This window comes from Promicromonospora sp. NPDC019610 (assembly GCF_044389365.1).
Lineage (GTDB): Bacteria > Actinomycetota > Actinomycetes > Actinomycetales > Cellulomonadaceae > Promicromonospora.
The window spans coordinates 1,416,817-1,443,745 of record NZ_JBIRXX010000001.1; the positions used below are offsets into that span (position 1 = coordinate 1,416,817).

26 protein-coding genes are annotated in these 26,929 nt (G+C 73.2%); 14 read left to right on the top strand and 12 right to left on the bottom strand.

Features of this window, described 5'->3' with window-relative positions; translation table 11 throughout:
- Positions 1-66 precede the first annotated feature (66 nt).
- Positions 67-954 (top strand): dimethylargininase, encoded by an 888-nt coding sequence (gene ddaH, locus ACH45N_RS06275; RefSeq protein WP_397392191.1) that lies wholly within the window; start codon positions 67-69, stop codon positions 952-954.
- Positions 951-1,979 carry an ornithine cyclodeaminase gene (locus ACH45N_RS06280; RefSeq protein WP_397392193.1) on the top strand — a complete coding sequence of 343 codons (1,029 nt, stop codon included), beginning with the start codon at positions 951-953 and terminating at the stop codon, positions 1,977-1,979. Before ddaH ends, ACH45N_RS06280 begins: the two co-directional genes overlap by 4 nt.
- An 89-nt stretch (positions 1,980-2,068) precedes the next feature.
- Here ACH45N_RS06280 and ACH45N_RS06285 read toward each other — a convergent pair whose 3' ends face one another.
- On the bottom strand, positions 2,069-3,571 hold the full coding sequence (locus tag ACH45N_RS06285) for a M81 family metallopeptidase (RefSeq protein ID WP_397392195.1): 1,503 nt from the start codon (positions 3,569-3,571) through the stop codon (positions 2,069-2,071).
- On the bottom strand, positions 3,568-4,809 hold the full coding sequence (locus tag ACH45N_RS06290) for an ROK family protein (RefSeq protein WP_397392197.1): 1,242 nt from the start codon (positions 4,807-4,809) through the stop codon (positions 3,568-3,570). Before ACH45N_RS06290 ends, ACH45N_RS06285 begins: the two co-directional genes overlap by 4 nt.
- A 273-nt stretch (positions 4,810-5,082) precedes the next feature.
- Here ACH45N_RS06290 and ACH45N_RS06295 point away from each other — a divergent pair, with 273 nt between their 5' ends.
- The 5 genes from ACH45N_RS06295 to ACH45N_RS06315 are packed head-to-tail and all read left to right on the top strand — an operon-like array spanning position 5,083 to position 11,503.
- Positions 5,083-6,894: a peptide ABC transporter substrate-binding protein gene (locus tag ACH45N_RS06295; RefSeq protein WP_397392199.1), complete on the top strand. Its 1,812-nt coding sequence runs from the start codon at positions 5,083-5,085 to the stop codon at positions 6,892-6,894.
- Position 6,895: 1 nt separating this feature from the next.
- A complete protein-coding gene (locus ACH45N_RS06300) occupies positions 6,896-7,933 on the top strand; it encodes an ABC transporter permease (protein ID WP_397392201.1) in 1,038 nt (345 codons plus the stop codon).
- Positions 7,930-8,766, top strand: coding sequence for an ABC transporter permease (locus ACH45N_RS06305; protein ID WP_357480633.1), 837 nt, complete (start codon positions 7,930-7,932; stop codon positions 8,764-8,766). Before ACH45N_RS06300 ends, ACH45N_RS06305 begins: the two co-directional genes overlap by 4 nt.
- A complete protein-coding gene (locus tag ACH45N_RS06310; protein ID WP_397392203.1) occupies positions 8,763-10,532 on the top strand; it encodes a dipeptide ABC transporter ATP-binding protein in 1,770 nt (589 codons plus the stop codon). The genes ACH45N_RS06305 and ACH45N_RS06310 overlap by 4 nt, the downstream gene beginning before the upstream one ends.
- A complete protein-coding gene (locus ACH45N_RS06315; protein ID WP_397392205.1) occupies positions 10,529-11,503 on the top strand; it encodes an ROK family protein in 975 nt (324 codons plus the stop codon). Before ACH45N_RS06310 ends, ACH45N_RS06315 begins: the two co-directional genes overlap by 4 nt.
- Positions 11,504-11,611: 108 nt before the next feature.
- Here the strand turns inward: ACH45N_RS06315 and ACH45N_RS06320 are convergent, their stop codons facing one another.
- Positions 11,612-12,031 (bottom strand): Hsp20/alpha crystallin family protein, encoded by a 420-nt coding sequence (locus ACH45N_RS06320; RefSeq protein ID WP_397392207.1) that lies wholly within the window; start codon positions 12,029-12,031, stop codon positions 11,612-11,614.
- A gap of 102 nt (positions 12,032-12,133) precedes the next feature.
- The gene (locus ACH45N_RS06325) at positions 12,134-13,132 is read right to left on the bottom strand and encodes a S66 peptidase family protein (RefSeq protein ID WP_397392209.1); all 999 of its coding nucleotides are present in this window, start codon (positions 13,130-13,132) and stop codon (positions 12,134-12,136) included.
- A 72-nt stretch (positions 13,133-13,204) separates the two neighbouring features.
- On the opposite strand from ACH45N_RS06325, the gene ACH45N_RS06330 reads away from it, so the two are divergent.
- From ACH45N_RS06330 to ACH45N_RS06340, 3 genes are all read left to right on the top strand, one after another.
- The gene (locus tag ACH45N_RS06330; protein WP_397392211.1) at positions 13,205-13,558 is read left to right on the top strand and encodes a VOC family protein; all 354 of its coding nucleotides are present in this window, start codon (positions 13,205-13,207) and stop codon (positions 13,556-13,558) included.
- Between the two features lie 61 nt (positions 13,559-13,619).
- Positions 13,620-14,171 carry a nucleotidyltransferase family protein gene (locus tag ACH45N_RS06335; protein ID WP_397392213.1) on the top strand — a complete coding sequence of 184 codons (552 nt, stop codon included), beginning with the start codon at positions 13,620-13,622 and terminating at the stop codon, positions 14,169-14,171.
- Entirely contained in the window at positions 14,168-14,503 is a 336-nt protein-coding gene (locus ACH45N_RS06340; protein WP_397392215.1) for a DUF86 domain-containing protein, read from the top strand. Before ACH45N_RS06335 ends, ACH45N_RS06340 begins: the two co-directional genes overlap by 4 nt.
- 282 nt (positions 14,504-14,785) lie before the next feature.
- On the opposite strand, the gene ACH45N_RS06345 is transcribed toward ACH45N_RS06340, so the two are convergent.
- Positions 14,786-16,000: an XdhC family protein gene (locus ACH45N_RS06345; RefSeq protein ID WP_397392217.1), complete on the bottom strand. Its 1,215-nt coding sequence runs from the start codon at positions 15,998-16,000 to the stop codon at positions 14,786-14,788.
- A gap of 191 nt (positions 16,001-16,191) precedes the next feature.
- Here ACH45N_RS06345 and ACH45N_RS06350 point away from each other — a divergent pair, with 191 nt between their 5' ends.
- Positions 16,192-16,680 carry a dsRBD fold-containing protein gene (locus ACH45N_RS06350; protein WP_397392219.1) on the top strand — a complete coding sequence of 163 codons (489 nt, stop codon included), beginning with the start codon at positions 16,192-16,194 and terminating at the stop codon, positions 16,678-16,680.
- Positions 16,681-16,692: 12 nt separating this feature from the next.
- On the opposite strand, the gene ACH45N_RS06355 is transcribed toward ACH45N_RS06350, so the two are convergent.
- A complete protein-coding gene (locus tag ACH45N_RS06355; protein WP_397392221.1) occupies positions 16,693-17,331 on the bottom strand; it encodes a hypothetical protein in 639 nt (212 codons plus the stop codon).
- 78 nt (positions 17,332-17,409) lie between these two features.
- Here ACH45N_RS06355 and glp point away from each other — a divergent pair, with 78 nt between their 5' ends.
- Together glp and ACH45N_RS06365 are read left to right on the top strand one after the other, a co-directional pair.
- On the top strand, positions 17,410-18,690 hold the full coding sequence (gene glp, locus ACH45N_RS06360) for a gephyrin-like molybdotransferase Glp (RefSeq protein ID WP_397392223.1): 1,281 nt from the start codon (positions 17,410-17,412) through the stop codon (positions 18,688-18,690).
- A 40-nt stretch (positions 18,691-18,730) separates the two neighbouring features.
- Positions 18,731-19,180, top strand: coding sequence for a molybdenum cofactor biosynthesis protein MoaE (locus ACH45N_RS06365; protein ID WP_397393805.1), 450 nt, complete (start codon positions 18,731-18,733; stop codon positions 19,178-19,180).
- Here ACH45N_RS06365 and ACH45N_RS06370 read toward each other — a convergent pair.
- From ACH45N_RS06370 to ACH45N_RS06395, 6 genes are all read right to left on the bottom strand, one after another.
- Positions 19,146-20,501: a glycosyltransferase family 4 protein gene (locus ACH45N_RS06370; RefSeq protein WP_397392225.1), complete on the bottom strand. Its 1,356-nt coding sequence runs from the start codon at positions 20,499-20,501 to the stop codon at positions 19,146-19,148. The two genes, ACH45N_RS06365 and ACH45N_RS06370, sit on opposite strands and share 35 nt — an antisense overlap.
- A 92-nt stretch (positions 20,502-20,593) precedes the next feature.
- Positions 20,594-21,973, bottom strand: coding sequence for an ABC transporter substrate-binding protein (locus tag ACH45N_RS06375; RefSeq protein WP_397392227.1), 1,380 nt, complete (start codon positions 21,971-21,973; stop codon positions 20,594-20,596).
- A 49-nt stretch (positions 21,974-22,022) separates the two neighbouring features.
- Positions 22,023-22,904 (bottom strand): carbohydrate ABC transporter permease, encoded by an 882-nt coding sequence (locus ACH45N_RS06380; protein WP_397392229.1) that lies wholly within the window; start codon positions 22,902-22,904, stop codon positions 22,023-22,025.
- Complete coding sequence (locus ACH45N_RS06385) at positions 22,901-23,890, bottom strand: carbohydrate ABC transporter permease (RefSeq protein WP_397392231.1); 990 nt, start codon at positions 23,888-23,890, stop codon at positions 22,901-22,903. The genes ACH45N_RS06380 and ACH45N_RS06385 overlap by 4 nt, the downstream gene beginning before the upstream one ends.
- A gap of 134 nt (positions 23,891-24,024) precedes the next feature.
- Positions 24,025-25,143: a GTP 3',8-cyclase MoaA gene (gene moaA, locus ACH45N_RS06390; protein ID WP_397392233.1), complete on the bottom strand. Its 1,119-nt coding sequence runs from the start codon at positions 25,141-25,143 to the stop codon at positions 24,025-24,027.
- A gap of 52 nt (positions 25,144-25,195) precedes the next feature.
- A complete protein-coding gene (locus ACH45N_RS06395) occupies positions 25,196-25,579 on the bottom strand; it encodes a universal stress protein (protein ID WP_397392235.1) in 384 nt (127 codons plus the stop codon).
- Between the two features lie 224 nt (positions 25,580-25,803).
- Between ACH45N_RS06395 and ACH45N_RS06400 the strand changes: the two genes are divergently transcribed.
- Complete coding sequence (locus ACH45N_RS06400; RefSeq protein WP_397392237.1) at positions 25,804-26,928, top strand: SPFH domain-containing protein; 1,125 nt, start codon at positions 25,804-25,806, stop codon at positions 26,926-26,928.
- The last annotated feature ends 1 nt before the right edge of the window (position 26,929 follow it).

Below are 26,929 nucleotides of genomic sequence, written 5' to 3' on the forward strand. Positions count from 1 at the left end.
AATCCGTGCCTGGATACGCAACGGATGCTCGCCTGTTGTGAATCGGTGCGGCCTTAATCTCGCGCCATGACGCAGACCACCGCGCAGCGGACCGCCACGCCGCGGCACTACCTCATGTGCCCGCCCACGTACTTCGACGTCGTCTACGCCATCAACCCGTGGATGGACCCGTCGTCTCCCGTCGACACCGCCAAGGCCCTCGCCCAGTGGGAGGCCCTGCGTGACGCCTACGAGGCGCGCGGTCACAAGGTCGACATCATCGAGCCCGAGCCGGGCCTGCCCGACATGGTCTACGCGGCCAACGGCGGCATCGTCGTGGGCGGACGGGCGCTCGCCGCCCGCTTCACCCACCCGGAGCGCGCGGCCGAGGGCCCGGCGTACGACCGCTGGTTCGGCACGCCCGCAGCCGAGGGCTACCGCCGCCTCGGCGAGTCGACCGAGATCATGGAGGGCGAGGGTGACCTCCTGACGATCGGCAGGCTGCTGCTCGCCGGCACCGGCTTCCGCACCACGCCCGCCGGCCACGCCGAGGTGGCCGAGCGGCTGGAGCTCGCGGAGCAGGGCATGGAGCTGGTCCCGCTGGAGCTCGTGGACCCGCGCTACTACCACCTCGACACGGCCCTCTCCGTGCTGGACGACGGCGCCGTCTCCGGCGAGACCGTCGTGGCCTACCACCCCCAGGCGTTCAGCCCGGCCGCGCAGGAGAAGCTGCGCGCCCTGTTCCCCGACGCGATCCTGGTCGGCACCGAGGACGCCGCCGTCCTGGGCCTGAACGTCGTCTCGGACGGGCTGAACGTGTTCCTCAGCGACCGCGCCCGCGACTACGCCGACGCCCTCAAGGAGCGCGGTTTCGTGCCCGTGGGCATCGACCTGTCCGAGATCTTCAAGGGCGGCGGCTCGGTCAAGTGCTGCACGCTCGAGCTGCGCCCCGCCACCACCGAGGAGATCCGATGACCACCGTCCCGTACCTCGACGTCGCCGCCACCGCCCGCTGGGTCGCCCGCCGCGGCCCGGAGGCAGCCATCGCCGCGCTGACGGACGCCCTGGACCGCGACTTCGCGCGCTGGCCCGAGCTCGACAAGCGTCCGCGCATCGCGTCGCACTCCTCGGAGGGCGTCATCGAGCTGATGCCCACCTCGGACGCCGAGACCTACGGCTTCAAGCTGGTCAACGGCCACCCGCTCAACCCGGCGAACGGATTCCAGACGGTCACCGCGATCGGCATGCTGGCCGACGTCGGCAACGGGTACCCGACGTTCCTCGCCGAGATGACGCTGCTCACGGCGCTGCGCACGGCCGCGACGTCGGCCCTCGCCGCCCGCTACCTGGCGCCGGCCAACTCGCGGACGCTCGCCCTGATCGGCTGTGGCTCGCAGGCCGAGTTCCAGGCGCTCGGCATGCGCGCCGAGCTCGGTATCGAGACCCTGCGCGTCTTCGACGTCGACCGCGACGCGATGGAGAAGCTGGCGAAGCACGCCAAGGCGCTCGGCTTCGACGTCGTCCTCGCCGACGACGCCGCCGACGCCGTGCGCGGCGCCGACGTCATCACCACCTGCACCGCAGACAAGCAGAACGCGACCGTGCTGCACGACGCGGACGTGACCGGCGGCGTGTTCATCAACGCCATCGGCGGCGACTGCCCGGGCAAGACCGAGCTGGACCCGGCGATCGTGGCGCGGGCGAGCGTGTTCGTCGAGCTGCCGGAGCAGACCCGCATCGAGGGCGAGATCCAGCGTCAGGCCGCCGACTTCCCCGTGACGGAGCTGTGGCAGGTCGTCACGGGCGCCGCGCAGGGTCGCCGGAGCCAGGACGAGCTCATCGTGTGGGACTCCGTCGGCTTCGCCGTGGAGGACTGGACCGCGCTGAAGTTCGTGCTGGCGGACGTCACGGCGAACGCGCCGGAGCTGCTCCAGCACCTGGACCTCATCGCCGAGCCGGAGAACCCGAAGGACCTGTTCTCCCTGGTCGCGGAGGCCTGACCCAGGCTTCGTCGAGTGCGGGCCATCTGTTGTTCTCGGGGCCTCCGAGCAACACATGGCCCGCACTCAGCGCTTTTGGGGGCTCGGGGTCAGAGGAGTTCGGCGCGGAGGTCGGGTTCCGCATCGAACTCGTGGAACGGGTGGGTCGGCGTCGTCAGGCGGTGGTGGCCCAGGCGGAGCAGGTCCTGGTCGACGCCGCCCGGGGTGAGCATGAGCATCCAGTCGGCCGCCATGTCGTACAGCTCGGGCTCCAGGTAGCCGATCTTCACCACGACGACGTCGGTGCCGCGCGGGTCCAGCCCGATCGCCGTGAAGTCGCTCTCCAGGTGGTACGGCTTGCGGCGCTCCGTCAGGATCACGCGCAGCCCGCCCACGCGCACGACGGCGACGATCCCGGCGTCCGGGTCGCCCTCGCTCACGTGCTCCACCACGCCCGTCAGCCGGACCGGCCCGTGCGGGCCGTCGTCGACCCGGGCGCCGGCCTCGACGTCGACCGCCGCGCCCGCGCCTTCCGCGGCAAAGGCAGCGGCCACCGACCGCGCCGCCCCGGCGTCGGGCAGGGAGGCGTAGATCGCGGTGCGGCCGCCGTCCTCGGGCGCGGCGGCGAAGGCCGGCTCCGCGAGGAGCCGGGCCAGCGTCCAGGTGACGTCGCCCGCGCCGCCCGCGGTCGGGTTGTCGCCCGAGTCGGACAGGAAGTACGGCCGCGCCGCGCTCGCCAGGGCCGTCGCCACGCACTCGTCGTACGGCGCGGCGGGCGCGACGAACGCGAAGTCGTCGCGCGCGTCCCAGTACTGCCGGGCGAGCTGCTCGGCCTCGCGCACGATCACCTCCTCGTCGTCGCCCGTGACGACGACGGCGGCCCGGCAGCTCGGCTCGTCGGCCCACGCGTACCCGACCCAGAGCGCGGCGTCGAGCACGCCGGGGAGGTCGGCCACGCGGGCGACGTCGGCGTAGACGGACGCCGCGGGCTCGATGCGGGTGCTGGTCTTCTCGCCCGGCAGCAGCACCGGGACCTGCAGCCAGGCCTTCTTGGGCGCCCCTCCCGCGCGGAGCCGCTCCAGCAGGTTCGCCGCGGCGCGCTCGCGGGTCTCCCAGGCGTCCTCGTGCGGGGCCATGCGATAGCAGGTGATCAGATCGCTGGCCTGTGCCAGCTCGCGCGGCACGTTCCCGTGCAGGTCCATCGTCGTGCTGATCAGCGTCCCGGGGCCGACGGCGGCGCGCACCGCCGCCGCGAGGTCGGACTCGGCGTCGTCGCGGCCCACCACGGTCATCGCGCCGTGGATGTCGAGCAGCAGGCCGTCGTACGGCCCGTGCTGCGCCTGCTGCTCGCGCAGCGTCGCCACGATCTCGTCGCGCACCGACTCGTAGACCTCGGCGGGCACGGCCCCGCCGGGCAGCGACCGGGCGTGCAGCACGCCGGTCCAGTCGGCGGCGTCGCGCAGGGGAGCGCCGTCGGCGAGGAACGGGTAGTGCTTCACCAGCTCGTCGCCGCGGCGCAGGGTGAAGGCCTCCCACCCGGAGCGGTGCGGGGAGAACGTGCTGGACTCGATCGACATGCCGGCGATCGCGACCCGCGGGCGGGGGTTGGTCATCGTGGTCCTTCCGACGCTGTTGTGGACGACGCTGTTGTGGACGACGCTGTGGGGGACGGTGCGGAAGACGGCGTGGTGGCGAAGGCGTGCGGGACGAGCGCGTCCTCCAGCAGGCGGCCCACGCCCACGAGGTTCGCGTCGGCGCCCAGCCCGGACGGCGCGATCACGAGGTCGCGGGTCATCAGCGGGTGGGCGCCCTCGTAGATCTGGCTGCGGATCGCCGAGACGAACGGCTCCAGCGTCGACAGCGCGCCGCCCAGGTACACGGCGCCGGGGTTGAAGAAGTTGACCACCGTGCACAGCGCCGCGCCGAGGTGCCGGCCCGCGGTCCGGGTCAGCGTGGTCGCCACGGGTTCGGCGTCGCGCACCAGGGCGAGGACGTCGGCCGTCCCGGCGACGTCGTACCCCTGCTCGCTCAGCAGCCGCACCAGGGCGGCGCCCGAGGCCACCGTCTCCAGGCAGCCGCGGTTGCCGCAGGTGCACGGGGTGTCGCCGCCGGCGGGGATGCGGGTGTGCGTGATGTCGCCGGCCGCGCCGCCCGCCCCGCGGTAGAGCCGGTCGTCGACCAGGATCCCGGCCCCGATCGCGCTGCCCGCCTTGACGGAGACCGAGTGCCGCGTGCGGCGGGCGTGCCCGAAGTGCTCGCCGACGGCCATCGCGTTGGCGTCGTTCTCGACCACGGCGGGCACGTCGAGCGCGTCCTCCAGCCAGGAGCCGACGTCGAACCCCGACCAGCCGGGCATGCGCGACGGGCTGTCCAGGGCACGCTGGGCGACGTCGACGGGACCCGGGAGGGAGATGCCGACGCCGAGCAGACGGCCGCCGTCGGGCGTGGCGCCGGCCAGCTCGCGCAGCCCGGCCGTGACCTGCGTCAGGACCGGTTCGGGGCCGTCCGCGATGTCGAGGGCGACCTCCGTGGTCGTGGCCAGCTCGCCGCCGTGCCGCAGGATGCCGAGCCGGGCGTGGGTGCCGCCGACGTCCACCACGCCGAGGTAGCCGGTGCTGCCGGGTACGCGCAGGGCCCGGGGCCGCCGTCCGCCGCTGGACTCGCCCTCGCCCGTCTCCTCCAGGGCGCCCGCGGCGAGCATCGCCTGCACCCGCTGCGAGACGGTGGACGGCGCGATGCCGAGCGACTCGGCGATCTCCTTGCGCGAGCGGGCGCGGCCGCTGGACACGAGCACGAGGATCTCCCGCTCGAGCCGCGGCGCGGCGGCTCGGGGACGCGTGGGCTGGGGCACGGGCCTCCTCCAGGCTGGGTGCGGTGCCGCCGACCGGGGGGCCGCACTTTTTACAAGAAGTGGAACAAGTTCCAGGCATGAGTCTGCACCACGTTCGCGCTGATCCGGGCAGGCCCCGCCTTTTTGCGCGGGCGAATTAACAGTCTTGTTACGGCTATCGCATAGATCCGGGAAACTTCCTCCGTCTACGGTGCTCCATTATTCGGCTGATGAAACAAGTGCCGTGCCGCACAGGCCTCGGCGTCGTCAGCCCCGCAGACCAAGGAGACCCAGATGCGCACCACGCATGCCGGACGGGCCGCACGGCTGGCCGTCGGCGCGGCCGCCGCCGTCGCCCTCCTCGCCGGATGCTCGACGTCCTCCGGTGCGGACGCGTCCGCCGCCCGCACCGACGTGAACTACGCCCTGCCCGCCAACGCGACCCCCAACTGGATCGTGCCGCTGGGCATCGCGGGCAAGCTCGCGACCCACAACTCGGCCATCATGCGCACCCTCTGGGAGCCCCTGGTGGCCTACGACGGCTCCGAGGGGGAGGTGGGGCGCGTGGCGAGCGCCGATCTCGCCGACGAGATCACCTTCTCCGACGACGCCCGCACCGTGACGATCACCCTCGACGAGGGCCGCACCTGGAGCGACGGCGAGCCCGTCACCTCGGCGGACGTGAAGTTCTGGTTCGACCTCGTCAAGGCCAACACGGACGTCTGGGCCAGCTACTCCGAGGGCCGCATGCCCGACAACGTGACAGAGGTGGCCACGCCGGACGAGAAGACCGTCGAGCTCACCTTCGACAAGGTCTACAACCCGGAGTGGCTGCAGGCCTCCCAGCTCACGCTCGTGGTGCCGCTGCCCGCCCACGCCTGGGCCAAGACGGCCGACGACGAGACGCCCGACCCGGCCCTCGCCGAGACCGAGAAGGGCGCCAAGGCGATCTTCGACTACCTCGTCACGCAGAGCGAGGACCTCTCGACCTACGAGTCCAACCCGCTGTGGCAGACCATCAACGGCCCGTACTCCCTGACCGGGTTCACGGACAGCGGCCAGGTCGAGCTGACGAAGAACGCGAAGTACGACGGCGACGACGCCGCCTCGATCGACACCGTCAACCTGCTGCCGTACACGTCCACGGACGCCGAGGTGAACGCGGTGCGCTCCGGCGCCGTCGACTACGGGTACATCCCCACGACCGGCCTGGACGCGCCGGAGCAGTACGAGTCGCTCGGCTACGCCGTCGAGCCGTGGGCGGGCTGGTCCATCACCTACCTGCCGTACAACTTCAACCACCCCGAGCTGGGCCCGGTCTACCGCCAGCTCTACGTGCGCCAGGCCCTGCAGCACCTCGTGGACCAGGAGCAGATCTCCGACGTCATCTGGAAGGGCGCCGCGCTGCCCGGCTACGGCCCCGTGCCGCAGAACCCCGAGAGCGACTTCCTCTCCGAGGAGCAGAAGACCAACCCGTACCCGTTCGACCCGGAGGCCGCCGCCGCGCTGCTGGCCGACCACGGCTGGACCGCCGGCTCGGACGGCGTGCTGGAGTGCACCAGCCCGGGCGACGGCGACGACGAGTGCGGCAAGGACGTCGAGAAGGGCCAGAAGCTCGCGATCACCATCCTGACGCAGAGCGGCTCCGCCGAGACCGACAACATGTTCGCCGAGATCAAGTCCACGTTCGAGCAGGCCGGCGTGGGCGTCACCATCGAGAGCGCGCCGCTGAACACGGTGCTGTCCTCCATCGCCCCGTGCACCGCCGACCAGGCGGACTGCGACTGGGAGCTGCCGTTCTTCGGCACCGCCGGGAGCTGGTACTTCGGCGGCTACCCGAGCGGCGAGCGCGTGTTCGGCACGGGCGCCGCGTCGAACTTCGGCTCCTACTCGGACGACGAGCTCGACACCCTCATGCACGACTCCACCGAGAGCACCGACCCGTCGGTCATGCAGGAGTACTCGAAGTTCGGCGCGGAGAACCTGCCGGTCATGTGGCTGCCGAACCCCGTCTACCAGGTCTCCGTGATCAAGGACGGGCTGGAGGGCACCACGCAGGACCCGCTCGCCAGCTTCCACCCGCAGCGCTGGAGCTGGGCCGGCTGACATGACGACAGCCATCCCCGCGCAGAGCGGGGCAGTCGAAGCCGGAGTCGCCGCGCCCCCGCCCGTCCGGGCGGCCCGCGGCGGCTTCGGCCGCTTCCTGATCCGCCGCGTGCTCCAGGCGCTCGCCGTGATCCTCGTGGTCAGCGTCATCGTGTTCGCGCTGCTGCACGCGCTGCCGGGCGGTCCCGCCCGCGGCGTCCTCGGCCAGCAGGCCACCCCCGAGCAGATCGCGGCCTTCGAGGCCGCCAACGGCCTGGACCAGCCCGTGGTGCTCCAGTACCTCTCGTTCCTGGGGCGCTCGCTGACGGGCGACCTCGGCGAGTCGTACCTGCTCAACCAGTCCGTCTCGGACGCGATCGCGCTGCGGCTGCCCAAGACGCTCCTGCTGACCGGGCTCTCGCTGGTCGTCGCGGTGCTGGTCGCCGTGCCGGCCGGCATCTACCAGGCCGTGCGCCGCAACCGCGCCGTCGACTACTGGCTGTCCACGCTGGCGATCGTCGCCTACTCGACCCCCACGTTCTTCCTCGGGATGCTGCTGATCCTGCTGCTCAGCCAGAACGCCGGGCTGTTCCCCGCCGCGGCGCCGCAGGGCACCGGGATCGCCGAGGTGCTGGCGCAGCCGGCCGGGCTGGTGCTGCCCGTGCTGACGGGCGCCGTGCCGATCGTGGCGACGTTCAGCCGCTACATGCGGTCCTCGACCCTCGACAACCTCGGCGAGGACTACGTGCGCACCGCCCGCGCCAAGGGCACCGCCTACCGGCGCGTCGTGCTGCGGCACGTGCTGCGCAACTCGCTCACGCCCGTCGTCGCGATGCTCGGCTACTACCTGCCCGTGATGTTCGGCGGCGCGCTCGTGGTGGAGCAGCTCTTCAACTACCCCGGCATGGGCCTGCTGTTCTGGAGCGCCGCGCAGAGCAGCGACTTCCCGGTGCTGCTGGGCTGCGTGCTCGTCATCTCGGTGGCGACCGTCGTCGGCTCGCTGCTGGCCGACCTGCTCCAGGCCCTCCTGGACCCGCGCACCCGAGGGGGCCTGCGATGACGGGGCTGCGCAGGTTCGCCCGCAACCGGCTGGCCGTCGTCGGCGCCGTGGCGCTCGCCGTGCTGGTGCTGTTCGTGCTGGTCGGCCCGCTCGTGTACCCCACCGAGCAGGTGGCGACCGACCTCGGCGCCGCCAACCTGCCGCCCGGCGTCGACGGGCACCCGCTCGGCACCGACGCGCTCGGGTACGACAACCTGGGCCGACTGATGGTGGCCGGCCGGGTGTCGCTCCTGGTCGGCGTGCTGGCCGGGGCGCTCGCGACGGTGGTCGGCACGCTCTGGGGCGCCGTCGCCGGCTACGTGGGCGGCGTCGTGGATGCCGTCATGATGCGCGTGGTCGACGCCGGGATCGCCATCCCCGCGATCTTCCTGCTGCTGGTGCTGTCCACCATCGTGCGGCCCACGGTCGGCATGATGATCGTGGTGCTGGGCCTGGTGTCCTGGCTGGTCCCGGCCCGGCTGATCCGGGCGGAGGCACTGTCGGTGCGGACCCGCGACTACGTGGTGGCGGCCCGCGCGATGGGTGCCACGCACCGCCGCACCGTGCTCACGCACGTCATCCCCAACACCGTGGGCACCGTGGTCGTCAACGCGACCTTCCAGGTGGCCGACGCCATCCTGCTCGTGGCCTACATCAGCTTCCTCGGGATGGGCGTCCAGCCGCCCACGACCGACTGGGGCGCCATGCTCAACGACGGCATCAACTACATCTACCAGGGCGCGTGGTGGCTCATCCTGCCGCCCGGCCTCGCGATCGTGATCGTGGTCTGCGCCCTGAACTTCGTGGGCGACGGGCTGCGGGACGTCGTCGACGTGAAGGGGAGGACCGCATGAGCGACGTCGTCCTGCGCATCGCGGACCTGAACGTCACCTTCGCCACCGACTCCGGGGAGGTGGAGGCGGTGCGCGGCATCGACCTGGAGGTGCGGCGCGGCCGGGTGGTCGCGCTGGTGGGCGAGTCCGGCTCGGGCAAGAGCGTCACCTCGCTGTCCGTCCTGGGCCTCCTGCCCGGGACAGCCCGGGTGTCGGGCTCGGTGGAGCTGGCCGACGGCGACACGCTGCGCGACGTCGTCACCACGCCCGAGGAGCAGCTCGTGGACCTGCGCGGCCGCGTGGCGTCCATGGTGTTCCAGGAGCCGATGACGGCGCTCAACCCGACCATGACCCTGGGGGACCAGGTCGCCGAGGCGGTGCTGAACCACGAGCGCGTGCCGCGTGCCGTCGCCCGCGAGCGGGCCGTGGAGCTGTTGCGGTCGGTGGGCATCCCCGAGCCGGAGCGGCGGGCGGGGCAGTACCCGCACGAGCTGTCCGGCGGGCAGCGGCAGCGCGTGGTCATCGCCATCGCGCTGGCCTGCGAGCCGCGGCTGATCGTCGCGGACGAGCCGACCACGGCGCTCGACGTCACCGTGCAGGCCGGGATCCTCGACCTGCTGCGCGAGCTGGTGGCGCAGCACGACACGGCGCTGCTGCTGGTCACGCACAACATGGGCGTGGTGGCCGACCTGGCCGACGAGGTGGCCGTGATGAGCGGTGGCCGGATCGTGGAGCACGGGCTCGTGGAGCAGGTGCTGCTCGACCCGGCGCACGCGTACACGCGGGCGCTGCTGGACGCCGTGCCGGCGGCGCCGCCGGCGAGCTCGACGACGGCTGACCACGAGTCGGCCGACCGGCGGTCGAGCTTGTCGAGACCTGGTACGACGAGCGCGGGCGTCTCGACAGGCTCGACCACCGGGGTCGGTGAGGTGGTGCTCGACCTGCGCGGCGTCAGCCTCGACTACCGGGTGCAGGGCCGCCACGTGCGCGCCGTCGAACGCCTCGACCTGACCGTGCGCGCGGGCGAGATGCTGGGCCTGGTCGGCGAGTCGGGCTCGGGCAAGTCGACGGCCGGCCGGGCCTGCCTGGGTCTGCTCGCGCCGTCCGAGGGCGAGGTGCTGCTGCTCGGCACGTCGATGGCGCGGGCGCGCGGCCGGGCGCGTCGGCGCCTGCTGGCCGACGTCGGCGTGGTGTTCCAGGACCCGGGCGGGTCGCTCGACCCGCGCCGGCTGGTGGGCGAGTCGATCGCGGAGCCGCTGGCGATCCACGGCCGGGACGGGCGGCGACTGACGCCGGCCGAGAAGCGGGCGCGGGTGCGGGAGCTGCTGGACGCCGTCCGGCTGCCGGCGGGCGCCGAGCGGCGCTACCCGCACGAGTTCTCCGGCGGGCAGCGGCAGCGCATCGGGCTCGCCCGCGCGCTCGCGCTGCGTCCCCGCCTGCTGGTGGCCGACGAGCCGACGAGCGCGCTGGACGTGTCCGTGCAGGCCGAGGTGCTGCAGGTGCTGCGCGACCTGCACGCGGAGCTGGGGTTCGGCTGCCTGTTCATCAGCCACGACCTGGGCGTGGTGCACGAGCTGACCGACCGCGTGGCCGTGCTGCGCGCGGGCCGGCTCGTGGAGAGCGGCGCGACCGCGGAGGTGTTCAGCGCGCCGCGCGAGCTGTACACCGCGGAGCTGCTGGCCTCGGTGCCGACGCCGGACCCGGTGGCGCAGCGGGAACGGCGCGCGGCGCGGCTGGCGCTGGCCTCCGCGGAGGACGCCGCCCCGGCCGCCGGTGCCGCCCGATGACGGACCGGCCCACGGCCGGCGTCGACATCGGGGGCACCAAGATCAAGGCCGCCGTCGTCACGACCGACGGCGCGGTGCTCGCCTCGGCGACCGCGCCCACGCCGTCGGGCGGCGCGGCGATGCTCGACGTCGCGGCGGAGCTGGTCGCGGGTGCGACGGCGTCGGCGGGCGTGCCCGTGGCGGCCGTCGGCGTGGGCGCGGCCGGCGTCGTCGACCCCGTGACGGGCGAGGTGCTGGCGGCCAGCGACTCCTTCGTCGACTGGGTGGGCACGAACCTGCGCTCCGGGCTCGCCGCCCGGACCGGACTGCCGGTGACCGTCGCGAACGACGTCGACTCGTTCCTCGTGGGCGAGGCGACCTGGGGCGCCGTCCGCGGTGTCCGGTCGGCGGCGGGCATCGCGCTCGGGACCGGCGTCGGGGGAGCGCTGTGGCTGGACGGCGCGCTGTACCGGGGCGCGGGCGCGGCGGGGGAGATCGGGCACATGCCCGGGTTCGGCGACACGCGGTGCACCTGCGGGCAGCGGGGGCACCTGGAGACGCTCGCGTCCGGACGGTCGGTGGAGCGGCGGTACGCGGAGCTGGTGGCGGCGGGCGGCTCGGGCGGTGTCCTGCGGGGTGCGGCCGGCGTCGGCGTCGCCCCCGGGGCCGGCATCGCTGCCGGGGCCGGTGTCGTCGTCGGCGCGGCGGAGATCGAGGCGCAGGCCCGGGCCGGGGACGAGGCCGCGGTGCGCGTGCTGGCCGACGCCGGCCACGCGGTCGGCTCGGCGGTGCTGGTGCTGGCGGCGCTGCTCGACGTCGGGCACGTGGTGGTGGGCGGCGGGCTGGCCCACGCCTGGGACCTGCTGGAACCCGCGATCCGGGCCCGGCTGGCGGACGAGCCGCCGGTCTCGGGGCACACGGTCGAGGTGCGCCGGGCCGTGCTGGGCGGCGACGCGACGGTGGTGGGCGCGGCGGCCCTGGCCCGGCCCTGACGGGTGGCGCAGATGAGATCGGTCAGCTGCCCCGGCCCGGCAGCAGAACGCGGACGGCGCCCGGCCGCGGGGTGCGGTCGGGCGCCGTCGGGTGGCTGCCTGAGGGGATCAGGCGGCGGTGGTGACCTCGATGCGCTGCGGCGTGGTGCCGGCGAAGACGCCCGGCACGGTGACCGTCAGCACGCCCGCGTCGTAGGACGCGCGGACGACGTCGCCGTCCACGGCCCTGGGCAGCGTGACGACGCGGCGGAAGGAGCCGAAGCGGACCTCCGAGATGCGGCGGCCCTCGGACTCCTCCGAGCGCTGGTCCTTGCGCTCGCCGCGGACGACGAGCTTGCGGCCCTCGACCTCGACGGTGATGTCGTCGGCCGGGTTGACGCCCGGCAGGTCGAGGCGGGCGACGAGGTCCTCGCCCTCACGGTAGACGTCGGCCGCGGGCACGACGCCCTCGGAGACGCCGAGCTGCTGGCTCCACGGCTCGCGCAGCCAGGTGCTGGCGAACGGGGAACGGGTAAGAACGGTGGTCATGATGTCCTCCTCCGGACGGGTCTGATGACGGGTACAACCTGAGTCGACCCGACTCAATTTCCGGGTTCGCCGACGGCGGACGCCACCCTCCCGCACCCCGTGTCAGTGGCGGGTGATCGTGAGGCTCGCGTCGTCCGGGCCCACGACGACGTCCGCCGCGCCGCCGACCGGGATCGTGAGCAGCGGGCTGGTGTGGCCCAGGTCGACCCCTGCCAGCACCGGCTTGCCGGCCAGCGCGGGCTGCCGCGCGACGATCTCGTCGAGCGCCGCGCGCGTCATGCCCGAGGCGGTCTGGAACCGGCCGACGACCAGCCCGGTCACGCCGGCGGCGTCGGGCAGCTGGAGCAGGGACGTGAGGTTGCGGGCGAAGGCGACCGTGTTCGACTCGTAGTCGTCCTCGATGAAGAGGAGCGCGCCGTCGAGCGACGGCATGTTCGCCGTGCCCTGGAGCAGGTTGAGCGTGCAGAGGTTGCCGCCCACGATCCGGCCCGACGCCTGCCCGGGCCGCAACCGCCACCAGCCCTCGTTGGCCACCGGGGTGCGGGCGTCCTGGTCGAGGAACCACAGGTCGTCCGTCCAGGCCGCCGACGGCTCGACGGCGATCGGGTCCTCGGTCGTGACCGCGGCACGGAACCAGTCGCCGGTGGGCTCGAAGTGGTCGCGCATGCCCCAGCTCGACCAGTGCGGGCCGGAGTAGGTGGCCAGGCCCGTGCGGGCGAGGATCGCGTTCTGCAGCGCAGTGATGTCCGAGTAGCCGCAGAACACCTTGGGGTGGGCCGCGATCAGGTCGAAGTCGAGGTAGGGGAGCAGCTCGTTGCTGTTGAACCCGCCGATCACCGTGAGGATGCCCGCGACGGCGGGGTCGGCGAACGCTGCGTGCAGGTCGGCGACGCGGTGCTCGATCGAGGCGCTGCGGAACTGGTCGTCCTCGTCGACGTGCTCGCCGAACGTCAGCGTGAGTCCCATCGCGGCGAACCGCTCGTCGATCCAACGGGTGTTGTCGTGCTCCATGACCATGGCCCGCGACCGGGCGGGGGCGATGACGCGGACGGTGTCGCCGGAGCGGAGCTTGGGCGGGACGATGGTTGCGTGCGCTGACATGACCGCAGCCTAGGACGACGCCGTGGGTGCCGGCCCCGGAATTTTCCGACCAGTTCCCGACAAGGAGGAACGATGCGTGCCACCCGGATCATGGCCAACCTGCGGGTGGCCGACCTCGACGCGGCCAAGGACTTCTATGCCGACTACCTCGGGCTGAGCACCGAGGAGTTCAACCTGGGCTGGGTGGCTCGCTACACGTCGCCGTCCACCGGCGCGGTGGTCCAGCTCGTGACGCGCGACGCGACTGCCGCCGCGGACGCAGCCGTCTCGATCCACACACCCGACGTCGAGGGTGCGTACGCCGAGGCGCGGCAGCGGGGGTACGAGATCGTGCACCCGCTGACGACGGAGTCGTGGGGAGTGCGGCGGTTCCTGGTGCGGGCGCCCGACGGCACGGTGGTCAACGTGGTGCAGCACGCGGACTGACGGGTTCCCTGGGCGCTCGACGAGATGCCCTGATAGCATCTGCTATCAGGAGGTGGTTCGGGTGGAACGTCAGCCGGTGGAGCGAGAGACGGAGCGGGAATCAGCAGTCGAGCGTGCTTTCGCCGAGCACCTCATGCGGACGAGCCGGCATGCGGGCGAGCTACGAGCGGCTGCCACGCGTGAGCTTGTCATCGCGGCAAGCCAGGCGCGCGACCTGGGGTGGAGTCAGCGCAGGATCGGTCTGGCCCTCGGTCGGAGCCAGCCGGAGGTCGCGCGGCTCCTGAAGCTGGAGACGACGGCTGCCGACGACGAGCCGGACCAGGCGGTGCCGTTGCTGACCCTGCTTCTACGCGAGCGACGCGACGAGATCGTCGAGGCCGCTGCGCGTCGCGGGGTGCACAACGTCCGCGTGTTCGGGTCGGTGGCCCGCGGTGAGGACACCGCGGAGTCGGACATCGACTTGCTCGTCGACATCGATCCCGACGTCGGCCTGTTCACGATCGGTGCGCTGGAGGCGGAGCTCGAGGAGATGCTGGGGCGCGAGGTCGACGTAGTGATCGCGCGGGCGCTGCGCGAGGACGTGGCTGTCACCGTCGAGGCGATCCCGCTGTGACGGACAAGGACCAGCGCAACGTCGAGTCGGCGTTGCATCACCTGGACGTGCTCAAGTCGTATCTCAAGCAGGGCACGATGGACGACCCGGTTCTGTTCGACGCCGTTTGTCTCCGCCTCGGAGCCTCGATCGAGGTGGCCGCGAAACTGAGCGACGAGGCCCGGACCCGAGCGTTCGGCACGACGTGGAGGGCGATCTGGTCCACCCGGAACCGCATCGCGCACGCGTATGAGTACATCGACCCGCAGCTGATCCGTAGCACCGTCGAGGGCGACCTCGCGGCGTACGAGAGCGCGCTGCGCGGCCTGCTCCGGAAAGAGCCTGGCGCCTAGGGTCTGTTTGCGACCGCGACACCGCCCCTCTGGCAGGTTCGGACCATGAGTTCTCGATACCAGACGCGGCCAGCCCTGTTCGATGACATTTCGGCCGTCTTGGAAGTCTTGACGCAGAACCAGGCTGAGGCTCCGCCTGGCGCATCAACGCCGGTCGTACCGTCGGAACGACGGATCGAGATGCGGGACCGCATCCCCGGAGGCTGAGGGGTTCCACGTGACCGGCCTGGATACGGCAACGGAGTCGCGGACGAGCCGGCGTCCGGTTGTCACGGCCGGGCCTCAGCCGTGGATCGGGCCCTCCGTCTCGCGCAGGGGACGGGCCGTGGCACCCGAGCGGGCCGCGATCAGCTCGGCGACGATCGACACGGCGGTCTCGTCCGGCGTGCGCGCGCCCAGGTCCAGCCCGATCGGGCTGTGCAGCCGGGCGAGCGCGGCGGGCGGCACGCCGTCCTCGACCAGGCGGGCCGCCCGCTCGGCGTGCGTCCGGCGGGAACCCATGGCGCCCACGTACGTGCCGGCCGGCAGGTCGGTGAGCGCCGTGCGCAGCAGAGGCACGTCGAACTTGGCGTCATGGGTCAGCACGCAGACGGCGTCGCGCGCGGAGACACGGCCCGCTGCGACCTCGGCGGCCAGGTACCGGTGCGGCCACTCGGTCACCACCTCGTCGGCCTCCGGGAAGCGGGCCGGCGTGGCGAACACCGGCCGGGCGTCGCACACCGTGACCCGGTACCCGAGCAGCCGGCCGGCCCGGGCCAGCGCCGCCGCGAAGTCGATCGCGCCGAACACCAGCAGCCGCGGTGGCGGCGCGAACACCTGCAGGAACACCCGCGTGCCCGTGCCGGTGCGCTCGCCGTGCGGACCGTACTCCCGCAGAACGGAGGCACCGGCGTCGACCTGCCCGACGGCGTCCGCGCTCACCGCCGCGTCCAGGCCCGCGTCCCCGAGCGTCCCGCCCGGGCCGTCCGGCCCTTCACCGGGGACCACCAGCCGCCGGCCGAGTGCACCACGGCCGAGCGCACCGTCATCAGGCGCGTCGTCGGCGAGCGCACCGTCGGTCCGCGCATCGCCGCCGCCCGTCCCGACGACCGTGGCGAGGCAGACGCCCGACAGCGCCACACCGCCGTCGGGCGACGAGGCCCCGAGCACCCGCCGGGCGAAGGGCCCGAAGCCCGGCCAGGTCGTCCGCGACAGGGGAGCGACGAAGACCTCGATGGTCCCGCCGCAGGTGAGGCTCACGTCGAAGGCGTCGTCGTCGGTGACGCCGTAGCGGGCCGCCACGGGGCGGCCGGTCTCGGCGACCTCCAGGCCGAGGTCGTACACGGCGCCCTCGACGCACCCGCCGGACACCGAGCCGATCACCTCGCCGCCGGGGCCGACGGCCATCGCGGCCCCCGGCTCGCGCGGCGCGGACCGGAACGTGCGCACCACCGTGGCCACGGCCGCCCGCTCGTCGGCGCGCCACCAGTCCAGCAGCTGCGGCAGCAGATCCCGCACCCCCGGCTCCCTCCTCCGCGCGAACGCGCGAACCCTTCGCGACAACACGCGAAGCCTCCCCGCGAACCCTTCTCCTGCCAGGTTCTCACTTCCGTGTCACGCGCCGAGGTCGCCCAGGTAACCGGTACGTCTGTCCCGTCGCGGGGTTCGGGGCGATGATGGGGAGATCGCAACGAGGCGAGGAGGACCCCATGAAAGCAGCAGTGGGCGACCGGATCGTCACCGCTTCCGGAGTGGTCGGCGGCGTGGTGCGGGACGGCGTGGTGACCGAGTGCCCCCATGGCGACGGGTCGCCGCCCTACCGGGTGCGCTGGTCCGACACGGGCGAGGAGACTCTCGTCTACCCGGGCGGGGACACGTACGTGGACGCGCAGGTCGAGGCGGGCTCGGGCGCCTGGGCGGAGGCCCGGCGCGGGCGTGCGCTCACCTGGGACGTGCGGATCACCGTGGTCGAGGCCGCGGGCAGCACGACGGCGGAGGCGACCGTGATGAACGGCCCGCCCGACGCCCTGCGCGCCGTCGGGCACGCCAGGAAGTCACCCGAGGACGACGAGGTGCCGCTGATCGGCGACGAGATCGCCGCCGGCCGGGCGCTGCGCCGGCTCGCGGACCGGCTGCTCGCCGTGGCCGAGGCCGACGTCTCCGCGGCGGTCGGGCACAAGGCGCACCTGCACCGGTGACCCGGCCCGGCGTTACGCCAGGATCCCCGACGCGTCGAGCGCCCCGCGGACCTCCGGGTCGAGCCACGACTCCACACCCGCCCAGCTGGTGCGCCACGAGATGCCGGTGATCCGGGTGCCGTCGGCGAACGTCTCGATGTAGTCGGCCTGGAGCACGCCGTGCTCGTCGCACCAGAAGGCGTTCGCAGGGCTGCCGTCCAGGAGCTGGTCGATGCGCATCGCGGAGACCGAGACGCCGTCGGGCAGCACGAGTGGCTGGGTGTCGGTGCGCACCAGCAGCGCGTGCTGCGTGCGGGCGGGGTCGGTGTCGTCGAGCTGGGTGTACTCGACCCAGGAGCCGACGGTCGCGAGCTCGAGCACCAGCAGGTACCGGGCGAACGACGGCACGCCGTTCCCGACGCCCGGCGGCAGGTCGGCGCGCTCGAACGCGACGTCCACGCCGCCCGGCTCGCGCTGGTGCGACCAGCGCACCCAGCGCCGCACGTTCCCCTCGTACTCCACGCGGTGCCGGGCCCGCAGCACGACGTCGGGCATCGGGCGCATCGCCAGCACCGACTCGAGCACCAGCAGGCCGTCCACGGTCTCGGACTCCCGGCGCACCAGGGCGCCGTCCGGGGTGGTCCCGTTGTTGCTCAGCGCCTGGATGTACATGGCTGGTCCTCCGGTGCGGCGGGGTTCCCGCGCCAGGGTAACCGCCGACAGGTGCCGCTCGCCGGGTAGGTTGCGGACATGAGCGAGCGCGTGGACGTGGAACAGCACCGGGCCGATGTCGCGGAGCTGCTCGCGGCGTTCGTCGAGCGGCCCGTCGAGGAGGTGCCCCTCGACGGCGACGTGCTCGGCCGCGTCCTGGCGCGCGACGTCGTGGCCCACGAACCGCTGCCGCGGTTCCGCAACTCGCAGATGGACGGCTTCGCGGTCCGCGCCGCCGACGTCGCCGCGGCCGCCCCCGGCGCGCCGGTCACGCTGCCCGTGGTGGGCGATGTCGCCGCCGCCCCCGGCGACCCGGCCCCCCTGGCGCCGGGCACGGCCGTCCGGATCATGACCGGCGCGCCCGTCCCCGCCGGCGCGGACGCCGTCGTCCCCGTCGAGGACACCGACCACGGGACCTTCAACCGGGTCGCGGCCCCGGCGGACACCGCGACCACCGCGGCCCCCGCGGACCGCGTCACGGTCGCCCGCGGCCGGGCCGTCGGCGAGTTCGTCCGGGAGCCGGGGTCCGACGTCGCCGCCGGCACCGTCGTGCTCCCCACCGGCACGGTGCTCGCGCCCCACCACGTGGCGGCCGCCGCGGCGTGCGGCGTCGCCCGCCTCGCGCTCGTCGCCCCGGTCTCCGTGGCGGTCGTCTCCACGGGCAGCGAGCTCGTCGGACCGGACGACGAGCCCGGCCCCGGCCAGATCTTCGACGCCAACGGCCCGGCGCTCGCGGCCGCCGTCCGGGCGGCCGGCGGGCGCGTGGGCCTGCGTCTGTCCCTGCCCGACGACCCGGAGGCGGTGCGCGCCGGCCTGGAGCGCGCGGCGGCGCTCTGCGACCTGGTACTCACCACCGGCGGTGTGAGCCAGGGCGCGTACGAGGTGGTCAAGGACGCCCTGCCCGAGGTCACCTTCCGCTCCGTGGCCATGCAGCCCGGCGGCCCGCAGGGCCTCGGCCGGGTCGGCCGCACGCCGCTGCTCGCGTTCCCCGGCAACCCGGTCAGCGCGCAGGTCTCGTTCGTCGTGTTCCTCCGGGAGATCCTCCGCGCGGCCGCGGGCCTGCCGCCCGTGAACCGCGTGCGCGCGGTGCTCGACGACCCGCTGGTCTCGCCCGCGGGCCGGCGGCAGCTCCTGCGGGGGCGCTGGGTGCGGACCGCGGGGCCAGGCGCCTCGGCGGGTAGCACGCCCCACGTCGCCGTCGTCGGCGGGCCGGGCTCGCACCTCGTGGCGTCGATGGCCGCCGCGGACGTGCTGATCGACGTGCCCGCGGCCGCGACTACGCTCGAACCGGGTGCCGAGGTGGCCGTGTGGCCGCTGTGACGCCGCACCCGACGGAGAGGGACCGGTGAGGGAGCACGTGATGGACGATGCGGGGTCGGCAGGAGCGGGGCCGGCAGAGGTCGTGCGCGTGACGCAGGAGGTGCTGGACGACGCCGTCGGCCGGGCGGTCGAGGCCGCCGTGGCCGCGCCGGAGTGCGGCGCCGTGGTCACGTTCCGGGGCGTCGTGCGGGACGACGACGGAGGCCGCGACGTGGTGAGCCTCGACTACGAGGCGCACCCCGACGCCACCGCCGTCCTCCAAGAGGTGTGCCGGGCGGTGGCCGCCGAGACGGGCCTGCGCGTCGCCGCGACGCACCGCTACGGGCACCTGGTGGTGGGGGACGTCGCGCTCGTCGCGTCGGCGTCGGCCGGCCACCGCAAGGAGGCCTTCGAGGCGTGCTCCCTGCTGGTGGAGCGCATCAAGGCCGAGGTGCCGATCTGGAAGAAGCAGCAGTTCACGGACGGCGAGTCCGAGTGGGTCGGTCTGTGACGATCCGCCGGACCCGGGTGACCGCCCGGCCGACCGTGCGCGGGATGCTGGCGGGCAGCAGCTCGGGGAGCCGGCTGACCCGCCCGGGCAGTGTCAGGCTCGGTAGCGACGGCAGCGTCGGCAGGCTCGGCAGGCTGGGCAGCGTCAGGCTGGGCACGGTCAGGCTCGGCATGCTCAGCCCGGTCAGGCCGAGGCTCGGCAGCCGGTGCATCCCGCGCACCCAGATGCGCTCGCGCACCGGCGGGGGCGGCACGTCGAGCCGGTCGTAGAACGCCTCGGCGCAGGCCCGCCAGGAGAACAGCTCCGCGTACCGGCGCGTCTCCGCGCGGGAGCACGTCAGCGCCGCGAGGCACGCCGCCCGCAGGTCGTCGTCGACGGCGCCCGCGCCCGAGCCCGGGATGAGGTCGCGGGGTCCCGGCGCGTCGAAGCCGGCCACGGGCGTGCCCGAGGCCATGGCCTCCAGGATGACCAGGCCGAACGTGTCGGTGCGGCTCGGGAAGACGAGCACGTCGGCGTCGGCGAAGTGCTGGGCCAGGTCGTCGCCGGAGCGGCGCCCCCGGAAGTGGGCGTCGGGGTACGCGGCCTCCAGGTCGGCGCGGGCCGGGCCGTCGCCCACGACCACCTTGGAGCCGGGCAGATCCAGGTCGAGGAACGCCTCGACGTTCTTCTCGACGGCCAGCCGCCCCACGTACAGGAAGACAGGCCCGGGCAGATCGCGGTAGACGCCGGTTCCCGCGGTGCCGGCCGGAGTGGCCCCGGTCCCGGTGGCGGCGGCCCGACGGCGGGGGTGGAACTGCTCCGTGTCCACCCCGAGGCTCCAGGGCGTGACGTTCCGGATGCGCCAGTGGGTGAGCTGCTCGCGCATGGTCGGTGTCGCCACCAGCACCGCGCCGGACTTGTCGTGGAACTTGCGCACGTACCGGTAGCCCGCCCACAGAGGGATCCACGACCAGCGCGCGCTCACGTACTCCGGGAACTGGGTGTGGTAGCTGGAGGTGAACGGGAAGCCGAAGTGGTCGCAGACGGCGCGCGCGTACCAGCCGAGCGGACCCTCGGTGGCGATGTGCACGGCGTCGGGCGCGAACTCCAGGAAGCGCCGCTCCACGTCGTCGCGCGCCATGATCGGCACCCGGATCTCGGAGTAGGTGATCAGGGGGATCGTCCGGTAGCCGTCCCACGGCGTGACCACCTCGACCGCGCAGCCCATCCGCCGCAGCTCGGCCACGGTGCGCGAGAGCGCCGTGGCGACGCCGTTCACCTGCGGTTCCCAGGCGTCGGTGACGATCATGATCCGCTGCGGCCGCTCGGTCGCTGTCAGCACGGCGCGATTCAACCACGTTCCGGGGGACACGCCGACCACCGGGACGCCGGGCGGCCCGGTGGTCGACGCGGTCATGTCAGTCCCGCGCGCCGTCAGTCCTGCGCGTCGAGGTAGGGCTCGACGTTCTCGGTGTACGCCGTCTCGATGCGCGGCGTCACCGACTCGAACGCCGTGGCCGGGTCGGCGCCCTCGATGATGATCTGCTCCAGGGCGTCGTTGAGCAGTGCGTCGGCGCCGGGCACGAAGACGCGGACGTCGTCCTGCTTGCGGGCCTTGTCGGCGAGCTGGTCCACCGCGGTGCGGAACTGCGGCGTCTCCTCGTAGGTGGCCGTCATGGTGTCGCTCTCCACGGCGGAGGTACGCACGGGCATGTAGCCGGTGGCCTGCGAGAAGGTGGCGGTGTTCTCGGTGTTCGTCAGGAACTCCAGGAACATCGCGGCCGCGAGCTGCTCCTCGGGCGTCCTGGACGACGGGATCGCGAGGCCGGTGCCCCCGGTCGGGGTGCCGCCGCCCTGCGGACCGTCGGGCAGGTAGGCCGTGCCCACCTCGAACGTCGCGGCGTCGAGCGCGCCCTTGAGCGAGCCCGTGGAGCCGATGGTGGAGGCGATGAGGCCGGAGGAGAAGTCGGCCATGGCGTCGTCGGCGGACAGCGTGGCCACGCCGGACTCGTGGAAGAGGTCGTGCACGAACTGGCCACCCGCGATCGCCTCGGGGGTGTCGAGGGTGAGCTCGAAGCCGTCGGAGTACGCCCCGCCCTGGCCCCAGATCATGTTCTCGAACCACCAGGCACCCCACGACGGGCCGGTCGACAGGCCGAACGTCGAGCCCTTCTCGGGCACCTCCTTCTTCAGGGAGGCGTCCCACTCCTCGAGCTCGGCCCAGGTCTCCGGGCCGCGGTCGGGCAGGCCGGCGGCCTTCCACAGGTCCTTGTTGTAGTAGAACAGCGGCGTCGAGCGCGCGTACGGCACGGCCCAGTGCTGGTCTTCGTACTCGTAGTCGGAGTACAGGGCGGGCTGGAGGTCGGCGGCGTCGGCGTCCAGGAACTCCAGGACGTCGTCGACCGGCATGATCTGGTCGTTCAGGTGGTAGCGGAACCACCACACGTCCGAGGCGATGACCAGGTCGGGCAGGTCGTCCGTCTGCGAGGCGGCCTGGAAGCGCTGCGCCACCTCGTCGTAGTCGGCGCCGGCGGTGACGAGCTTGACACTGATGCCGGTCTCCGCCGTGAAGTCGTCGATGAGCTGCTGCTCGACCTCCTGGGAGGCGCCCGGGTGGTTGGACCACCAGGTGATCTCCTTCGCCGGCTCGACCTGCGACCAGTCGACGGCGTCGGCGCTCGCCTCGGAGCCGCCGGTCGCGCCGACGCTCGGGCCGGCGCAGCCGGCGGCGGTCAGGGCGGTGAGCGCGGCGAGCGCGGTGACGACGGCGGCGCGGGGGCGCCGGGCGGCCCTGCGGGCAGGACTGTGGGACACGGGGTGCTCCTTGGTTCTCGTGCTGGGGGGTGGGGAAGAGAAGGGCGGCTCAGCCGGTGACGGCGCCCGCGGTGAGGCCGGCGACGAGCCGCCGCTGCAGGACGAGGAAGACCAGCAGGATGGGTAGGGTCACGACGACCGTGGCGGCGAGCAGCACGCCCCAGTTCGTCATGCCGTCGGTGTTCTGCAGCAGGGTGAGCCCCACGGGCAGCGTCATCGTGCTGGGGTCGTCGACCACGAGGAACGGCCACAAGTAGTCGTTCCACTCCGTCACGACGGAGACCAGCGCGACGGCGGCGAGCGTCGGCGTGCTCATCGGCACCACGAACCGCCACAGCTTGCGCCAGTGCCCCGCGCCGTCGAGCTCGGCCGCCTCCAGGACGGACCGCGGCAGCGTGCGGAAGTGCTGGCGGAAGAGGAAGGTGCCGAACGCGCTGGCCAGGCCTGGCACGAGGATGCCCTGGTAGGTGTTCAGCCAGCCGAGGCTCGCCACCAGCGTGTAGTTGGGGATGATCGTGATCTGCGGCGGGATCATCAGCGTCGCGATGACCAGCCCGAACACGACCTTGCGGAACGGGAAGTCCAGGAAGACGAGCGCGTAGGCGCAGCACAGGCCGAGCGCGACCTTGAGGCCGGCGCCGACGATCGTCAGGCCGATGCTGTTGACCAGCAGCCGGCCGAGCGGGATGGCGTCCGCGGCCTGCGCGTAGTTGTCGAGGTCGGGGTGGGCCGGGAGCCACTGCAGCGGGAGCTGGTAGAGCTCGTCGGGCGCCTTGAGGCTGGCGAGCGCCATCCAGAGCAGCGGCGCGCCGAGCACGATCGTCGCGAAGATCATCGTGAGGTAGCCGCCGACCTGCGGCGGGCGCCGTCGTCGGGCCGGGTTGGTCGCCGCTGCGGCGGTGCCGGGGCGGGGGAGCGTGGCGGCGGTCATGCGTAGTGCACCTTCTGCTGGACGAACCGCAGCTGCACGGCGGTGACCGCGAGCAGCACGAGGAACAGGACGGTGGCGACGGCGGACGCGTACCCGGCCCGGCCGTTGACGAAGCTCTCCACGTAGATCGAGTACATGAGCGTCGTGGTGGACCCGAGAGGGCCGCCCTGCGTCATGGCCTTGATGGTGTCGAAGGACTGCAGCGAGCTGAGCAGCATCGTCACGAGCAGGAAGAACGTCGTCGGCGTGAGCAGCGGCAGCACGACCGAGCGCAGGGTGCGGGCGGCGGACGCGCCGTCGATGGCCGCGGCGTCCTTGAGGTCCTGCGGTACGGCCTGCAGGCCCGCCAGGTAGATGAGGGCGACGTACCCGAGGTTCTTCCACAGGTAGACGACGATGACCATGACGAGCGGCCACGGCCGGCCCGTGTACCAGTCGGGGGAGGCGATGCCCACCCAGCCGAGCACCTCCTGGACCAGGCCGTAGCGCGGGTCGAACATGAAGAGCCAGAGGATGCCGACGGCGAAGCCGCCCAGCACGTACGGCGCGAAGGCGACGGTGCGGGCGACGCCCCGGCCCCGCAGCCTGCGGTTGAGCAGCAGGGCCAGGCCGAGGCCCAGGACCATGGCGCCGCCGACGGTCGCGACCGTGAAGACGAGGGTGGTGGTGACGACCCGCCCGGTGGTGGGCGCGGTGAACCACTCGACGTAGTTGCCGAGGCCCACGAACCGCGCGGTGGGCGAGCCGAGGTTCCACTGGAGCGTCGAGAGGTACAGGCTCTCGACCAGCGGCCGGTACACGAAGACGAGCAGGAGGGCGATGTTGGGGCCGGCCAGCAGCAGGGCCCAGAGCAGGGCCGTGCGCCGGCGGCCGGCCGCGAGGCGGCTGCGGCGCGGGCGCTGCGGTGCTGTGCGCCCCGGGGCCGCGGACCCGGCCGTCGAGGCGCCGGGGTCCTCCGGCGCCCGTGGCGTCGCGATGGTGGTCACGTGCCAGGAGCCTAGGAAGGCTTGTGGGCGTTATGCGGCTTTTTGGCCCCTGGATGGCCGAGGCTTCCGGCAACGTACACGCGGGCGTCCCCGGGACGTCACCTGGGACGACGGGGCGTCATGCGCGCTTCATGTCAGCCGCCGATGGCGCCCATGCTGCGCTCGGTCTCGGCGAACGCGTCCGCGGCCAGCTCGACGGCGTCGCTGCCGTGGGCCCGAGGCTTGGCCCACATGGCGGCCCGCCACGCGTCGCCCACCTCGTCGTCGGTGGCGCCGGCGCGCAGCAGGGACTTGAGGTCGGTCTCCTCGTTGCCGAACAGGCACGAGCGCACGGTGCCCTCGGCGGTCAGCCGGGTGCGGTCGCAGGCCCCGCAGAAGGAGCGGGTCACGGAGGCGATGATCCCGACGGTCGCGGGGCCGTCGTCGACCTGCCACTCCTCGGCCGGGGCCGACGGGTCCTCGCGGCCCGCGGGGGTCAGGGTGAACCGCTCCTGCAGCACCTCCAGCAGGTCGGCCGCGCTGACGACGTCGTCGCGGGTCCAGCGCCCGTCGGCGTCGAGCGGCATCTCCTCGATGAAGCGCAGGTTGCAGCCGTGCTCCACGGACCAGGCGAGCAGGTCGGCGGCGCCCGCCAGGGTCTCGGGCAGCAGCACCGCGTTGATCTTGACGGGCGACAGCCCGGCGGCCAGCGCCGCGCGGATCCCGGTGAGCACGTCGTCGAGGCGGTCGCGCCGGGTCAGGGACGCGAACGCCTGGCGGTCCACCGTGTCCAGCGAGACGTTGACGCGGTCCAGCCCGGCCGCGACCAGGGCCTGCACGCGCTTGTCCAGGCCGAGCGCGTTCGACGTCATGGCGATGCGGACGTGCTCGTCGGAGCCCAGGGCGCGCATCGCGTCGTCGGCCGCCGTGCGCGCCGCGCCGATGATCTGCTCCAGGTCGCGCCGCATGAGCGGCTCGCCGCCCGTGAACCGGATGTCGCGGATGCCGAGGTCGCGCACGCCGACGCCGACGAGCCGGCCGATCTCCTCCGGCGTCATCAGCTCGTCGCGCGGCACCAGGGGCAGGCCCTCGGCCGGCATGCAGTACGTGCAGCGCAGGGAGCAGGCGGTCGTGATCGACACCCGCAGGTCGCGCGCGACTCGCCCGTACCGGTCGACCAGCAGTGGTGTGTCCGGGCGCGGCCGGCCCGCCGGTGTGGCCGCGCGCCGGGGCACGCCTCGCACCGACGGGATGCCGAGAGTCACAGCGGTCATCCCCCGAGGGTAGTCCGCCCGTCGTCGGTGCGGTTCACCCGTCAGGTGTTGTTCAGGCGTAGCTGGCCTTGACCACCAGGACGGGGGCAGGGGAGTCGAGCAGCACCTGCTGCGTCGTCGCGCCGACCAGGAACGTGCCCACCGTGGAGTGCTTGCGCGAGCCGATGACCACGAGCTCGGCGGCGACGGCCTCGGCCTGGTCGACGATCGCGTCGGCCACGTCGGCCTGCTCGGCGCGGAACGTGACGGGCGCGACGGTGACGGTGCCGGGCACGGTGTCGAGCAGGTGCGCGAGCGACGCGGGGACCTTGGTGTCCGCCTGCGGCGTGAGCACGAGGACGGCCAGCTCCTGCCGGCGTCGTACCGCCTCGGCGACGGCGGCGCGCATGGCCGCCTCGCCCTGGGGCGACTCGTTGTATGCCACGAGGACGGTCATCGGTCCTAGCACCTCCGGACAGGTTCGCCGGGTAGTCACCCTGCGGTGAAACTCTCTCACATGTCCGGTCCACCGGCAGGCGCCGGACGACCCGTGGAACATCCGTGGGACGCCCCGGGCACCGAACGGGACTTCTTTTCGTTTGCCGGGACGTACCGGACTTGTAGGGTCCGAGTGCTGGGGGCTTCCGGACGTGCACCGGGTGGAGAGAAGAGGAAGACGAGATGGGTCTGCTGGACAAGATCAAGGGCGAGCTGGTCGACATCGTCGAGTGGCTCGACGACACCCGGGACACGATCGTCTGGCGGTTCCCCCGCTACGAGAACGAGATCAAGATGGGCGCCCGGCTCGTGGTGCGCGAGTCCCAGACCGCCGTCTTCGTCAACGAGGGCGTGATCGCGGACGTCTTCCAGCCCGGCACGTACACGCTCGAGACCCAGAACCTGCCCGTGCTGTCGACCCTGAAGGGCTGGAAGCACGGCTTCCACTCGCCGTTCAAGGCCGAGGTGTACTTCGTCAGCACCCGCCAGTTCACCGACATGAAGTGGGGCACCAAGAACCCCGTCATGATGCGCGACCCGGAGCTGGGCATGGTGCGCGTGCGGGCCTTCGGCGCGTTCTCGGCCCGGGTCACCGACCCCCAGGTGCTGCTGCGCGAGCTGGTCGGCACCGACCCGCAGTTCCGCACCGACGAGGTGCACGAGTACCTGCGGCAGAACGTGGTGAGCCACCTCGCGAGCGTGCTCGCCACGTCCGGCATCCCCGTGATCGAGCTCGCCGCGCACCACGGCGACCTGGGCGACCAGCTCGCCGCCCGGCTCACCGAGGAGCTGGCCGACATCGGCATCTCCGTGCCGAAGTTCGTCATCGAGAACATCTCGCTGCCACCCGAGGTCGAGGAGGCCCTCGACAAGCGCACGTCCATGGGCATCGTCTCGTCCGGCACCGTGGGCAGCATGGCCGCCTTCCAGCAGTTCCAGGCCGGCCAGGCCATGGAGGCCGCGGCCGACGGTGGCGGCGCCGCGGGCGCCGTGATCGGCATGGGCCTGGGCCACGGCGTGGGCAACGCGATCGTGCCGCCCACGCAGCCGGCGCCCACGGCGCCCGCGCCCGCCCCGGCCGCGGCGTCGGGCCCGCCGCCCCTGCCCGGCGGCTGGTACCTGGGCAACGGCGGCGCGCAGACCGGCCCGTTCGACGACGCCGCGCTCGTGGGCCAGGCCGCCGCGGGCACCCTCACGGCGACCACGCTGATCTGGCGCGCCGGCATGGCCGGCTGGGAGCCGGCGGCGTCGGTCCCGGACGTGGCGAAGCACCTCGGCGCCACGCCGCCCCCGCTGCCGCAGGCCTGAG